Source organism: Glycocaulis alkaliphilus, from assembly GCF_004000605.1.
Lineage (GTDB): Bacteria > Pseudomonadota > Alphaproteobacteria > Caulobacterales > Maricaulaceae > Glycocaulis > Glycocaulis alkaliphilus.
On the sequence record NZ_CP018911.1, the window covers coordinates 423919 to 437704 of the forward strand.

General features: G+C 63.5%; 15 protein-coding genes. 11 read left to right on the forward strand and 4 right to left on the reverse strand.

Annotated features, from left to right (window positions below):
• Positions 1-272 precede the first annotated feature (272 nt).
• The 8 genes from petA (at position 273) to X907_RS02080 (ending at position 6586) form a co-directional block, all read left to right on the forward strand.
• Positions 273-890, forward strand: a complete 618-nt coding sequence (gene petA / locus X907_RS02045) for a ubiquinol-cytochrome c reductase iron-sulfur subunit (protein ID WP_127565400.1) — start codon at positions 273-275, stop codon at positions 888-890.
• 14 nt (positions 891-904) lie between these two features.
• A complete protein-coding gene (locus X907_RS02050; RefSeq protein WP_127565401.1) occupies positions 905-2191 on the forward strand; it encodes a cytochrome b in 1287 nt (428 codons plus the stop codon).
• A 14-nt stretch (positions 2192-2205) separates the two neighbouring features.
• A complete protein-coding gene (locus tag X907_RS02055; protein WP_127565402.1) occupies positions 2206-3009 on the forward strand; it encodes a cytochrome c1 in 804 nt (267 codons plus the stop codon).
• 96 nt (positions 3010-3105) lie between these two features.
• Positions 3106-3714: a GrpB family protein gene (locus X907_RS02060; protein ID WP_170175422.1), complete on the forward strand. Its 609-nt coding sequence runs from the start codon at positions 3106-3108 to the stop codon at positions 3712-3714.
• Complete coding sequence (locus X907_RS02065; RefSeq protein WP_127565404.1) at positions 3714-4598, forward strand: S-methyl-5'-thioadenosine phosphorylase; 885 nt, start codon at positions 3714-3716, stop codon at positions 4596-4598. Before X907_RS02060 ends, X907_RS02065 begins: the two co-directional genes overlap by 1 nt.
• A gap of 332 nt (positions 4599-4930) precedes the next feature.
• Entirely contained in the window at positions 4931-5278 is a 348-nt protein-coding gene (locus X907_RS14395) for a UrcA family protein (protein WP_170175423.1), read from the forward strand.
• A 74-nt stretch (positions 5279-5352) separates the two neighbouring features.
• Positions 5353-5883 (forward strand): adenine phosphoribosyltransferase, encoded by a 531-nt coding sequence (locus X907_RS02075; protein WP_127565406.1) that lies wholly within the window; start codon positions 5353-5355, stop codon positions 5881-5883.
• 43 nt (positions 5884-5926) lie between these two features.
• Positions 5927-6586 carry a hypothetical protein gene (locus tag X907_RS02080; RefSeq protein ID WP_127565407.1) on the forward strand — a complete coding sequence of 220 codons (660 nt, stop codon included), beginning with the start codon at positions 5927-5929 and terminating at the stop codon, positions 6584-6586.
• On the opposite strand, the gene X907_RS02085 is transcribed toward X907_RS02080, so the two are convergent.
• On the reverse strand, positions 6583-8082 hold the full coding sequence (locus tag X907_RS02085) for a S10 family peptidase (RefSeq protein ID WP_127565408.1): 1500 nt from the start codon (positions 8080-8082) through the stop codon (positions 6583-6585). The two genes, X907_RS02080 and X907_RS02085, sit on opposite strands and share 4 nt — an antisense overlap.
• A gap of 129 nt (positions 8083-8211) precedes the next feature.
• Between X907_RS02085 and X907_RS02090 the strand changes: the two genes are divergently transcribed.
• The gene (locus tag X907_RS02090; protein ID WP_127565409.1) at positions 8212-9105 is read left to right on the forward strand and encodes a 23S rRNA (adenine(2030)-N(6))-methyltransferase RlmJ; all 894 of its coding nucleotides are present in this window, start codon (positions 8212-8214) and stop codon (positions 9103-9105) included.
• Positions 9106-9232: 127 nt separating this feature from the next.
• Here X907_RS02090 and X907_RS02095 read toward each other — a convergent pair whose 3' ends face one another.
• The 3 genes from X907_RS02095 to X907_RS02105 form a co-directional block, all read right to left on the reverse strand.
• Positions 9233-10684 (reverse strand): esterase/lipase family protein, encoded by a 1452-nt coding sequence (locus X907_RS02095; RefSeq protein ID WP_127565410.1) that lies wholly within the window; start codon positions 10682-10684, stop codon positions 9233-9235.
• A 68-nt stretch (positions 10685-10752) separates the two neighbouring features.
• Positions 10753-11997: a multidrug effflux MFS transporter gene (locus tag X907_RS02100; protein ID WP_233352483.1), complete on the reverse strand. Its 1245-nt coding sequence runs from the start codon at positions 11995-11997 to the stop codon at positions 10753-10755.
• Positions 11998-12086: 89 nt separating this feature from the next.
• On the reverse strand, positions 12087-12851 hold the full coding sequence (locus X907_RS02105) for an SDR family oxidoreductase (protein WP_233352484.1): 765 nt from the start codon (positions 12849-12851) through the stop codon (positions 12087-12089).
• Between the two features lie 110 nt (positions 12852-12961).
• Between X907_RS02105 and X907_RS02110 the strand changes: the two genes are divergently transcribed.
• Both X907_RS02110 and folB read left to right on the forward strand, forming a co-directional pair.
• Positions 12962-13309: a 6-pyruvoyl trahydropterin synthase family protein gene (locus X907_RS02110; RefSeq protein WP_170175424.1), complete on the forward strand. Its 348-nt coding sequence runs from the start codon at positions 12962-12964 to the stop codon at positions 13307-13309.
• 40 nt (positions 13310-13349) lie between these two features.
• Positions 13350-13769: a dihydroneopterin aldolase gene (gene folB / locus X907_RS02115; RefSeq protein ID WP_127565413.1), complete on the forward strand. Its 420-nt coding sequence runs from the start codon at positions 13350-13352 to the stop codon at positions 13767-13769.
• The last annotated feature ends 17 nt before the right edge of the window (positions 13770-13786 follow it).

Consider the following 13786-nt stretch of genomic DNA (forward strand, 5'->3'; position numbering starts at 1 on the left):
CTTCAACGGCCCGTCCGCCTGCCAAATCGGCAGGTTGAGACGCTTTCACGCAGATAATCTGGTTGAAAAATTGCGGTTCTCATTCTAATCCCGCCGCACCAGAAAGCGTTGACGGGGCGGACGCTGCGGCGTTGAGACGCAAGGGCGGGGCCGGCCTGTCGCGCTAGATCAATGGGAACGACGTGTCTGCGCGGGCCTTGCGGCTGCGTGCAGACTTACGCCATACAGGTGGCGTAGGCGACGTTACCAGCCGCCGTGAGAGAGGTCTGCGCGTGACAGAAGCTGTTGAAAACACCGGCGCCCATGGCCAAGAGCCAAGCCGCCGCGATTTCATTTACATTGCAACGGGCGGCGCGCTTGCCGTCGGTGGCGCGTTTACGATCTGGCCGTTCATCGACCAGATGAACCCGGCGGCTGATACGCTCGCGCTGGCCTCCACCGAGGTGAATATCGGCGAGCTGGAAGAGGGCCAGGAAATCACGGTGATCTATCGCGAGCGCCCGCACTTCGTGCGCCGCCGCACCGCTGCTGAAGTGGAATCAGCGCGCGATGTCGATATTGCCAGCCTCCCGGACCGGGATGCCCGCAATTTCAATCTGGGCGATGGCGTGCCGGCCACCGACGAGAACCGCTCTGCCATGACGGCCGAAATTGCCGACGGTGTCGAGATCGAAGACGCGCTGCGCGCCGCCCTTCTGGTCACCAGCGCGAACTGTACCCACCTTGGCTGCGTGCCGACCGAAGGCGCCGGCGATTACGGCGCGTGGTTCTGCCCGTGCCATGGCTCTCACTACGACACCTCGGGGCGTATCCGCCGCGGGCCGGCGCCGGAGAATCTCTCCGTGCCTGTCATGACCTTCACCTCAGCCTCAGTGCTGCGTCTCGGCTAGGGGAAAAACAAGCGATGAGCGGACCTTCGACCTACGAACCGAAAACCGGCTTCACCAAATGGCTGGATGCGCGCCTGCCGGTTGTGCGTCTGGGCTGGGACTCCTTTGTGGATTTCCCGACGCCCCGCAACCTCAATTACTGGTACACGTTCGGTGGCATTCTCACCGTCTGCCTGATGATCCAGATCATCACCGGCATCGTGCTCGCCATGCACTACGTGCCCCATATCGACCACGCCTTTGCCAGCGTGCAGCGCATTGACCGCGACGTGAACTATGGCTGGCTGATTCGCTCCATCCACGCGGTGGGCGCATCCATGTTCTTCCTCGCCGTCTACATGCACATTTTCCGGGGTCTCTATTACGGCTCCTACAAGGCGCCGCGTGAATTGCTGTGGATTCTCGGCGTTGTCATCTATCTGCTGATGATGGCCGCTGCCTTCCTCGGCTATGTGCTGCCCTGGGGCCAGATGTCCTACTGGGGCGCGATGGTGATCACCAACCTCTTGGGCGCCTTCCCGATCATTGGCGGCCCGATCACCGAATGGCTGTGGGGCGGGTTCTCGGTGGGTAATGCCACGCTGAACCGCTTCTTCTCGCTGCACTATTTGATCCCGTTCCTGATCGCGGGTGTGGTTGGCCTGCACGTCTGGGCTCTGCACGTGCCGGGCAATAACAACCCGACCGGCATCGAGGTGAAGTCCAATCGCGACACGCTGCCCTTCCACCCCTACTACACCTCGAAGGACGGGTTCGGCATCGCGCTGTTCATGGTGATCTTCGCCTTCTTCGTCTTCTACTGGCCGGACGCGCTGGGTCACTCGGACAACTTCATCCCCGCTGACCCGCTGGTCACGCCTGCGCTGATCGTGCCGGAATGGTATCTCCTGCCGTTCTACGCCATCCTGCGCGCTGTGCCGGACAAGCTGGGCGGCGTGCTGCTGATGTTCGGCGCTATCGGCATTCTCTTTGTGCTGCCGTGGCTCGACACCTCCAAAGTGCGCTCCATGCGTTACCGCCCGCTGGCGCGCTGGTTCTTCGGCTTCTTCGTGGTCGCCTGCCTTGGTCTGGGCTGGGCGGGCGCGGAACTGCCCGACACGCCGGTACCCGGACTGGGCGCAATCGGTGTCGACTTCCTGCTGCTGGGCCGGGTGCTGACCATCTACTACTTCGCCTACTTCCTCGTGATCCTGCCCGTTCTGGGTTTCGTGGAAAAACCATCCGAACGGCCGGCTTCGATCGAGGAATCGGTCCTGGGTAACACGTCCAAACCCGCGCCTGCCGCGGTTCCGGCTGAATAGGAGTGAATGGAACAATGCGTCTGATCCGCACCCTTTTCGTTGCCGCTTCCGGGGCTCTGGCCGCTGTAGGCCTGGCCTCTGCCGCCGGCGAGTACCGCAAGCCGGAAGACCACCGCTTCTCGTTCGACGGGCCTTTCAGCTCGTTTGACCGCGGCGCGGTCCAGCGGGGCTTCTACGTGTTCAACCAGGTCTGCGCGGCGTGCCACAGCCTGGAGCATCTGGCGATCCGCCATCTGGGACAGCCCGGCGGCCCGTTCCATGACCCCAATTACCCCAATCCGAACGACAACCCGATCGTGCGCGCCATTGCGGCCGAGTACATTGTCGAGGACGGGCCGGACGAGTATGGCGACATGTTCGAGCGCCCCGGCCGTCCGTCTGACCGCTTCCCCTCGCCCTATGCCAACGAGGCGCAGGGCCGGGCGGCCAATAACGGCGCCTATCCGCCTGATCTTTCCATCATTACGCGCGCCCGCCACTATGGCGCGCCCTATATCCGCTCGCTGATGATGGGCTACGGGGAAGAGCCGCCTGAAGGCGTCACCGTGGGCGCTGGCCTCTACTACAACCCGTACTTCCCGGGCGGGCTGATTGCGATGCCGCCTCAGTTCCAAGACGGGCTGCTCACCTATAACGATGGTACAGAGGCGACCGTCGAGCAGATGGCCAATGACGTGACCGAGTTCCTGGCGTGGGCGTCAGACCCCCACATGGAGCAGCGCAAGCGTCTCGGCCTGATGGTGCTGGCCTATCTCGTCATTCTGTGCGGCCTGCTGTTCTTCACCTATCGCCAGATCTGGTCGAAAGTGAAGCACTAGGCTACTTCGCAGTAACGCCGATACCTTGCTGAAACGGGCCGTTCCTGCATGGGGCGGCCCGTTTTGTTTTTCTGTTTCAGGCATTATCAGGACGGCATGAAGAAAGACCCGATCGACGTCATCGCCTATGAGCCCCGCTGGGTGGAGGAAGGCCTCAGCCACGCCGAGGCTGTCGCCGCCGCGCTGGGCCCGCTTGCCTTGCGGGTTGACCATGTCGGCTCCACTGCGGTGCCGGGGCTTGCCGCCAAGGACGTCATAGACATACAGGCTCTGGTGATGCGCCTCGAAGACGAGGGGATTGCGGCAGCAATGGCCGGAGCAGGCTACCGCTTCCGCGACGCCAATACCTATGACCCGCCGCATCCCGAAAGCCCGGCCGCGCTGGGCGAGGATGACTGGCGCAAGCTGTACTTTCGTGAGGCAAAGGGCGCGCGCCGCGTCCATATCCATATCCGCCGCAACGGTGCCGCCGCTGCGCGCAATGCCCTTCTCCTGCGTGACTTCTTGCGCGACGACGCGCCGTCCCGGCGTGACTACAGCGAATTCAAGATGGCCCTGGCGGCCAAAACCCGCAAAGATCGCGACGCCTATCAGACGATCAAGCGTCCCTTCATATCCATTGCCCTGCGCAGTGCGGAAAGCTGGGCCGAATTGAGCCGGTGGGTGCCTGGCGCCCCGGATGCCTACTGGAGGAGTGCCGAGTAATGACAGGCTGGGTGTTGGGGATTATCGGCGGATCGGGTCTGTATCAGCTTTCAGGCCTCGAGAATGTGCGCCGGCAGACAGTCGAAACGCCGTGGGGGTCGCCCTCGGGCCAGCTGGTCCGCGGGACGCTCAATGGCGTGGAGCTGGTGTTTCTGACCCGTCATGGCAAAGGGCACCATCTGTCACCCAGCGCCATTAATTACCGGGCCAATATCCATGCCCTGAAGCGTGCGGGCGTGACCGACATCCTCTCCCTGTCGGCCTGCGGTTCCATGAAGGAAGAGCTGCACCCTGGCAGCTTCGTCATCGTGGACCAGTATGTGGATCGCACCTATGCCCGCGAGAAGAGCTTCTTCGGGCCGGGCTGCGTCGCCCATGTTCCGATGGCCGATCCGGTCTGCAAGCGCCTGTCTGCGATGGCGGCGGAGGCGGCGCGTTCTGCGGGCGTAGAGAACGTGGTCGAGGGCGGCATATATCTGGCCATGGAGGGGCCGCAATTCTCCACCCGCGCCGAGAGCCTTCTCTACCGCAGCTGGGGCATGGACGTGATCGGCATGACCAACATGCCGGAAGCCAAGCTCGCGCGCGAAGCCGAACTCCCCTATGCCAGCGTCTGCATGGTGACCGATTACGATTGCTGGCGCGATGCGCATTCCGACGTCGACATCAACGACATCCTGAAAGTGATGGCGGACAATAGCGGCCGGGCCCATGATCTGATTTCAGCTCTGACTTTGGTGATGTCAAAGCAGGAGCGCACCCCCGACCCGGCCGGTATTGGCAGCGTGCTCGATCACGCCATCATCACCGCGCCCGAACACCGCGATCCCGATCTGGTGGCCCGGCTGTCCACGATTGCAGGGCGCGTATTGTCGCGCGGCTAGGACCAGATTTGCACGATAATCCGGAAAAGTTATCCACAGGCTTGTGGTGACAAGGGCGCTGCCGCACTCCGGAAATGCTTGAAAATTACAAATCAATTTATACCACATTCGCGGCAAATTAAAAAAACTATCAAAAATATCAGTTGGATAATAGGGTTTTGCGGGCGGTTTCGCGCGCTCTTTTCATCCGTATCCAGATGTATTACAGTAATGTGACTGATCCGAGACGATTATGTGTCGCGGACCGCGTGGGGACGGCAGTTTCCGTCCATTGTCAGCCGCCGTCCGGCATTCCCGGCCTTGCGTCTGGCCAAGCCTCCCGGGAGGACAAAATGAAATTTGAACAATTTGCTCTCGCTGCCCTTGCATCATTTGCGATCAGTGCCGTGGCTTCAGCCCAGCAGACGCACAACGTGCCGGTCTTCGAATTCGATGTTGAACGGGTCGCGCTCCACGATGAAGCCAACACGGCAGGCATCTATGCGCGTCTGGTCAGCGAGGCGGGCGAGTATTGCGGTGGCATTGTCGCGCGCGAGTCGGTGGAATATCCGGTCTGCGTTGAGGCCATGGTGACCCTTGTTGTCACTGAGCTGGACCATGCGCCCCTTGCGCAGCTTCACGGTGCCGCCACGCAGGCACGCGCGCCGCGTCAGCAGGCTGTTGCGTATAGCGCAGGCTAGCTGCACCCCTTTGCCTTGACGTCTCCCGCGCTGAACAGGATGGTCTGGCCGTCTGTTTAGCGCGGGGAAATTTCATGGACCACATCAAGGCGGCGATCCGGACCATCCCGGACTATCCAAAGCCCGGTATCATGTTCCGCGACATCACCACCCTGCTGGGTGATGCGCGGGCCTTTCGCGCTGCGATAGACGCGATGATCGCGCCGCACGCGGGCTCCAAGATCGACAAGGTGGCCGGTATTGAGGCGCGCGGCTTCATTCTGGGCGGGGCCATCGCCCACCAGCTTTCCATCGGCTTTGTGCCAATCCGCAAGAAGGGCAAGCTGCCCTTTGCCACTATCGGCCAGTCTTATGAGCTGGAATACGGCACGGACGAGGTGGAGATGCACACCGATGCGGTAAAGCCCGGCGAGCGTGTCCTGCTGGTTGATGATCTCATTGCCACCGGAGGCACCGCAGAGGCGGCGGTAAAGCTGCTGCGCCGGGCCGGCGCGCATGTGGAAGGGGCGTCCTTTGTCGTGGACCTGCCAGAGCTGCGCGGCGTGGAGCGTCTCCGCGCGCTCGACGTGCCGGTCGCGACGCTGGTGGCGTTCGACGGGCATTAGGCCCTAAGCTCTCCCGCAAATTGGCATCAGGGGAGGGCGCATCATGTTCATAGGCCATTATGGTCCGGCTCTGGCTGCGCCAGTGCTCGTCCGAACCGTGCCGCTCTGGGCGCTGTTCTTTGCTGTCCAGTTCATCGATGTGGTGTGGGGCGTGCTGATCCTTGCCGGGATCGAGCAGGTGCGCATTGTGCCGGGCTTCACCGACGTGAGCCCGCTGGACCTGCATCATATGCCTTATACGCACTCGCTCCCGGGTGCGCTCGCGCTGTCGGCCCTTTTGGGGCTGGCCTACTGGCTTATTGCGCGCAAGGCGCGCCTCGCTGGCGGCCTGCTGGTGGCCGCGGCGTGCTTTTCGCACTGGCTACTGGACCTGATCGTCCATGTGCCCGACCTCTTGCTCTGGCCGGGCGGGCCGATGGTGGGATTTGGCCTCTGGGACAATCTGGAGCTGGCGCTCGGCCTTGAGGTGGCGCTGGTGATTGCGGGACTGGTCTTCTATCTGCGCGCGACGCGGGGCAAGGGCATTATCGGGCGCATCTGGCCGTTCGTGCTGGTGGGCGTACTCCTCGCGCTGGAGGCGATCCACCTCTTGGGTGAACCGCCTGCCAGCGGTGAGGAACTGGCCATGACCAGTCTGGCCGTCTTTCTGATCCTGACCGGCCTTGCGGCGGTCGCGGACCTTACGCGGGAGTCGCGCGCCTAGCGGTTACCCGCGGCCACGAACTCGCGCACATCACGCGCCAGCTGTTCGATGGACGGGTGGTGCAGATACATCATGTGCCCGGCCTCGTAATAGGTCAGCGTCACGCGTGACGGGTCATAGGCCCGCTGGTTGAACGTCATCTCCGTGCCAAAGAAGGGCGTGGCGAGATCGTAGATGCCGTTGGTGGCCAGTACGCGCAGGTCGGAGTTCTGCCGCATGGCGCGCTCCAGCCAGATCGAGGTGTTGAGGTAGGAGTTGTTGCCGCCGGCCTCGCCCGCATTCCAGTTCCAGTTGCGTACCCCGCCGAGCGTCACATAGGTGTCAGCGATGTCGACGCCGAGATTGCGGGTATAGTGCTCGCGCATCGCTGCCGTGTAGCCCGCCGAGATGCCATAGCCCGACGGATCACCTTCGGGGTTCTCCCGCAGTGAGTCCGGCTCCACCCCGGCAAAGCGGGAATCAAACCGGCCCACGCTGCGGCCATCTTCGCGCAGTATCTCGGTGCGGAAGCGGTTAAGCGGTACGCGCAGGCTGGCTGAACGCAGATAGTCTGCCGACAGACCCGTCAGCTCTGCCATCCGCACGGCAGTGGCGTTGAAGCGGGCTTCATCCACATCATGGCCGCGCAACAGGACGGGCAGGAACTCGTCAGTGGCAAAGTCGCGCGCATCGCGCAGAAAGGCGTTGAAATCATTGCTCCAGGCAGAGCGGTCCACCCGGTTATGGTACCAGGCGGTGGCCGCATAGCCCGGCAGCAATCCGGTCAGGCCCAGCGGATTGTCGGGCCGCGCATTGGCCATCTCCATCACGACCGAGATCAGCACCACGCCGTTGAAGGCGACATTGTTCCAGCCCAGCTCCAGCTCGTTCATCAGCGCCCCGATGCGCGTCGTGCCATAGCTTTCGCCCATCAGGTATTTGGGCGAGTTCCAGCGCCGGTTCTCGGTCAGCCAGATGCGGATGAACTGGCCGATGGCGCGCGCATCCTCGTTGACGCCCCAGAACTGGGCCGGGTCAGCATCGCCCAGAGCGCGGCTATAGCCGGTGCCGACCGGGTCGATGAAAACAAGGTCGGCTGAATCCAGCAGTGAATGCGGGTTGGAGCGGATGTCATAAGGCGCCGCGCCATCGTCTTCGGCCTCGGAGGGCAGGACCAGATGGACCGGGCCGAACACGCCCATATGCAGCCAGAGCGAGGCTGAACCCGGCCCGCCATTGAAGATGAAGGCTACGGGCCGGGTGCGCGGATCAGACACGCCTTCGCGGATATAGCTCGTGGAGAAGATGGCGGCGGTTGCTTTCCCATCGTCATCACGCAGGAAGGTCTCGCCGGCGACCGCCCGGTAGCGCACACGCTGGCCATTCGCGGTAACCTCACCCCGGCTTTCAAACACGCGCGGTTCGCGTGGATCGTTTGCGGTATCGGGCGCCTGTGCGGCAGCGCCGGAAACGCCAAGAACAAGGGCTGCAAGCCCTGCTGCGATGGATCTGATCATGATGCCTCCCCGGTACGGCTGTGGTGCCGTTGTGATCTGGCGGGCAGGCTAGCCGCGATACCTGACGGGTCAATGCGGATGCGCGTTCACAATTGCGTGGCCTCGCCTGCCCGCCTAGAAGCTCATCCCATGAATTACCGCCACGCCTTCCATGCCGGAAACTTTGCCGATGTGCTCAAGCACGCCGTGCTGGCGCTGTGCCTTGAGCATTTCAAGCGCAAGGACAAGCCGTTCGCCGTCATCGACACCCATGCCGGTATCGGCGCCTATGACCTGACCAGCGATGCCGCGCGGCGCAGTCCGGAATGGCAGCAGGGCATTGGCCGGGTCATGGCGGCAGAGCGCCCCGCAGATGTCGAGCGCGTGCTCGCGCCCCTGCTGCGTATCATCAAGGCCATGAATACGGGCGCAGACCTCACCGCCTATCCCGGCTCGCCGGAAGTGTCCGCACGGCTGATCCGTCCCGCTGACCGGGTGCATCTGTGCGAGTTGCACGAGGCGGACTCAAAGACGCTCGACAAGCGCTACGCCCTCAATGCCCGGGTGAAAATGGAACAGCGCGACGGCTACAAGGCGCTCAAAGCCCTGCTGCCGCCGCGCGAGAAGCGCGGCCTTGTCCTCATCGATCCGCCCTTTGAAAGCCGCGACGAGTTTGTGCGCCTTGCCGAAGCGGCGATGAGGGGGTTGGAGCGCTGGCCATCGGGTACGTTTGTCTTCTGGCGGCCTATGAAGGATCTCTGGTCGCTCGACAGGTTCGACGAGGGGCTGGCCGAGTGGCTGGTCACCGAGCGTGATGTGGAGCCATCATCCATTCTGCGCGCCGATATGTGGGTGCGTGATCTTCAGAGCGAGGGCAAGCTGGCCGGCGCGGGCCTCGTCATCATCAACCCGCCCCACACGCTCGAAGCCGATCTGCTGGTCCTGATGCCCTGGCTCTGCGAGGCGCTCAGACAGGGTGAGGGCGCAGGCTGGCGGCTCGATGGCATCGTCACCGGCGAGATGGCGGCCAGCTGGGAGGGATAGGGGGTTCTCACTTCCTGAAACCCCGGAACCGCGAAGCGGTATCCGGGGCCTGTCGCCGCTTCTCCTGCACGAGGTCCCGGCTCTGCGCTTCGCTTGGCCGGGAGTTCACGAAAGAAAAGTCCAGACCCTAACCGCTCGCGCGCACCGTGAACACGCTCTCATCGGGGCGGCGTGGCACGATCACTTCGATGAAATGGGTGGCATAGCGTTTCAGGAATTGTTCCCCGTCGCCGGTCAGGCTGCGCAGCGGTATGAGGCCCGATCCCATGGCATCACCGCGTTCAAAATAGCTGATCAGCCTGCCCGGTGCCGGCGCAGAGAGCCCCGCAGCCAGCAAAGGCAGGCGGGCCGGCGTCATCGCTGATTTCAGCCCGCCCTGCTTCATCAGCACGCGCCGGTCGATATGGAAGACGCGCCGCGAGGCATCGCGCCGGTTCACATGCACTTTTTTCAGTACATGGCGCAGCGCGTATTCCTCCGGCCTTGAAACGGATGCACCCAGACCCGAGGCAAGCTCGTTTTCGGTGGGTGTGGTCAGCCAGACGAAATAATCATTGACCGGCAGGCCGGTATCATCGCGCACCGAAAACACGATCTGATAATGCTCATTGAAGGCGTCCGGACCCAGATCTTCCTCGGAGTCCAGGCTGGCGCGGCGGGCTTCGGCATCGGGCTGGACCAGCGTGCGGGTCGCGGCGTTGACCGCTCTCCAGTCATCACGCACCTGCCGGTAGCCTTTGGCATCATCGGTGCGCAAAGCCTGCAGGATCATCCGCCCCAGACGCCCTGCGCCCGTATCGCCGCGCTCTGAGGGTTCGGTGATGTTGAGATGGTGGCGGTCGGGCAGCACGGCAAAGGCGGTGCTGTCCGGACCACGCCGCGTCCACAAGCGCCGCCAGGGCAGGCCGTCATCGCCGCGCTGGCTGAAATCAACCGTCACCCCCTGCGGGTCGATATGGGCGCTGGCGGCGCGTACCGTGCCGTCCCACGCGCTCTCGCCCAGAATGCCCATCGGCCGGAAGACATCGAGGCCGGTAATGACATAGGGCCGTGTGCCCGCCTCGCTGAACACGCTCTTCCGGTCGCCATCGCGTGACAGACGGTCAGACAGGGCGAGGCGTTCCTGCAGCTCAGAGCCATGCTCCAGCGCGTGCAGGAACTCGGTGCCGGTCTGGAAGCTGTTGCCAAACCCCTTGATCAGCCGCCCCAGCGCCGAGCGGCCCATCACCGCCAGCGGTGAGCCGAAATTGGCCGGGGCCAGCATGACGAGATTATCAACCGGCGCGCCGCCGCCCGCATGCTCGAAGGCGAGCCATTGGCGTACGACCAGCGCGCCGGTGGAGTGGGTGATGACATGGAAGCGCGGCCCCAGCCTGCCATCGGCCTGCATCTCGGCGACAAGCTGACCGAGCCGCCGCGCGCTATCGGCCAGATGCACCTCGTCGGCCATTGACGGGTAGCCGCCCAGCCAGACATGCTCCACGGCGAAGCCCTGTCCGCCGAGAAATCCGGCAAGTTTGCCCATCGATGTATCGCGGGCGCTCCAGCCGTGAACAGTGAGCACGTGACGGGTTGGCATGGCGGGTCTCCGGTAAGGTGAACCCGCCCATACTATGCCTGAAAACACCCCCTGCGGACAGATTTCCGCTAGCCGGGGGCGTCCGTTTCGGCCTCGCCTACGCCAAACAACTGACCGCGCTCGGTAATTGCGACCATCACCAGCGCGGCAACGCCAAGCCCTGCCATGCCCGCCAGCAGGGGAAAGACTGAGTCGTTGAAAGACTGGCCGATGAGAGAGCCAAGGATCGCCCCGCCGATTGCCGTCACTGATCCGTAGAGCGCGGAGGTGGTGCCTGCGCGCTTGCCTGCAGGCTCGAGGACAAGGGCTGAGAAATTGGCCCCCATCATGCCGAACAGCATCATGCCCAGCGTCAGGAGCGGGTAGAACAGCCAGAAGGGCGGCTCGGATACCAGCGCGTAGAGCGCATGCCCGCCATTGATGACGATGAAGACGATAATGGCCCAGTGGGAAATCCGGCGCATGCCATAGCGCTGCACGATGCGCGCATTGATGATGTTGGCTATCGCCAGACCCGCCGCGATGCCGGCAAAGGCCAGCGCGAACCACACCTCCAGCCCATAAAGCTCGCCCATCACCTGTTCGGCGGTCGCGATGAAGGCAAACAGTCCGCCAAAGATGAAGGCGGCGGCCATCATGTAGCCGAGCGTGATGCGGTTGCTTGCCGCCAGCCAGTAATTCTTTGCCGCTGACCCGATCCGTACCGGGATGCGGTTGTCGATGCTGAGGGTTTCAGGCAGGCGCACCAGCATCCAGCCCCACAGCAGCGCGCCGCCCGCCAGCAGGGCGGCAAAAATCCATTCCCAGCTGGCAACGAGCAGGATGGCCTGGCCCAGACCCGGCGCGAGAATGGGCGCGGCCATGAAGAAGGTCATGGCGATGGAGATGATCTGCGCCATCTTGCGCCCTGACACGAGGTCGCGCACGACGGCCGTGGCGATCACGCGCGTGCCGGCTGCCGCGGCGCCCTGCAGCGCGCGCGCGGCCAGCATCCAGCCAAAATCGGGTGCGGCCAGACATAGCAGCGTCGCCAGCGAGTACGCGCCCAGCGAGATCAGCAATACCGTGCGCCGGCCCAGCGCATCGGCCAGCGGTCCGTAGAAAATCTGCGCAATCCCGAAGCCGAGCACATAGGAGGTGATGACCAGCTGGCGTTCATTGCCCAGCGCATCAAAGGCCCGGCCAATATCGGGCAGGGCGGGCAGCATGATGTCGATGGAGAGCGCATTGAGCGCCATCAGCGCGCTCGTCATCGCGATCAGCTCGGTCATGCCAAGCGTCGGGCGCTTCGGATCGGGAGAGGTGAGGGCCACGGCAGGATGTCCAGAACAGGAAGGACGCAAAAACCTTCCACGTCCTGAAGCCTCTCTAGTTAGGCGGTGCGGACAGTTCCGTCGAGCGTCTAGCTGCCAAGCGCGCCGAACACGTCGCGCGTCAGGCGCGGGTCGAAATGCTGCCCGCCATCCACGCACACGATCTGCCCCGACACCGAGGGCGTGGCGAGGAACCAGCGCAGCGTGCGCACCAGATCCTCCGGCGTCGGTCCGCATTGCAGCGGGTTGTCGTCATGCAGCCGCTCGAACGTGGCCTCGTCATGATAGGGACTCGGCAGGGTCAGGCCGGGCGCTACCGCGTTGACACGGATACGCGGCGCGAGGGCGCGCGCCAGCATCTCCGTCATGGCTTTCAGGGCCGCCTTGGAGATGGTGTAGGAGTAGAAGTCCGCGTTGATGTTGAAAAGCTTGTAGTCGAGCAGGTTGAAGATCATCGCGCCTTCCGGGGCCTGCGCGGCGAAGGCCTTTGACAGGAGTACAGGCGCGAGCGTGTTGGCCTCCATATGCGCGCGGAAGCTCTGCGCGCTCACGCTCTCCACGCTGTCATCTTCAAAGATCGAGGCGGAGTTCACCAGCAGGCTGACCGGCCCCATGGCTTTGGCGGCCTCCTCCATCAGCGTTTCGGCATTGGCACCATCGGAGAAGTCGGCGGCGAATACGCCAGCCTTTACGCCTTTGCCCTCAAGCGTCTGCGCCAGCGCTTCGGCTTCATCGCGCGAGCGGTTGCAATGGATGGCAATGTCATAGCCGTCCTTGGCCAGCGCCTCGCAGAATGCGCGCCCTATACGCTTGGCCCCGCCGGTTATCAGCGCCGTCCCTTTGCTCTGTGCCATGTCATGCTCCTGCATCTGGGACGAAACTAAACCTTGCGCGCGTGGTTGAAAGCCCCGACCTGCGGGCAGGGCTTACCTTGCACCGCCCTTCGCAGTATAGAGCGCGCGCCATGATGCTGATTTCTGCCCAGGTGAATATCGAAGCCGCGCACTTCACCCCGATCGGGGATGAGGACGATACGCGCCGCCAGATTCACGGTCATTCCTATCTGGTGCGCGCCTGGGTGCAGGCCGAGCCGGGCGTGGAAGATCTTGACCGGCTGCGTGAAGACCTGTTCTCCGCGGCGCTGCCACTGGACCATGCGCTTCTCAACGAGGTGGAGGGACTGGCCGGTCCATCGATGGAAGCGATTGCCGATTTTGTGGCGCAGCGCCTCGCTCCGCTTTGGCCCGGACTGAGAAAAGTTTCGGTTGCCCGGCCCACTCTCGGTTATGAAGTGGTACGAGAGCTCGCCTGAGCTGAAAGCTCGCATTTCGCCGCCAAACAGGATTTCCGGCATGAAACTGACGCCTGCCAACGCTGATGCAGCCCTTGCTGCACGCGCAGAGCCTGCCGCGAGCGGGGAGCGTCTGAGCGTGCGCGTGGAAGGCCTGCGTCTGGACGCGGAAGTGGGCGTCTATGCCAGCGAGCACGGCCGCAAGCAGCCGATCACCGTCAGCCTTGAGGCCGAAGTGGCCAGTGAGGCTGCGCATCCCGGCGCCGATCTGGGCCATGCGGTGAATTATGCCGCGCTGGCAGAAACCGTGCGCCAGGTGGTGGGCCGCCAGCATCACGAATTGCTCGAAGATCTGGCGCAGGCATTGGCCGATACCATGTTTGCCGAACCGCGCATTGTGCGTATCGCCCTTAGAATCGACAAGCTGACCGCGCTCGATGATGCCGCTTCTGTCGGCGTCAGCTATGAGCGCTGGCGCTGACGCCACGCGCAAGACGG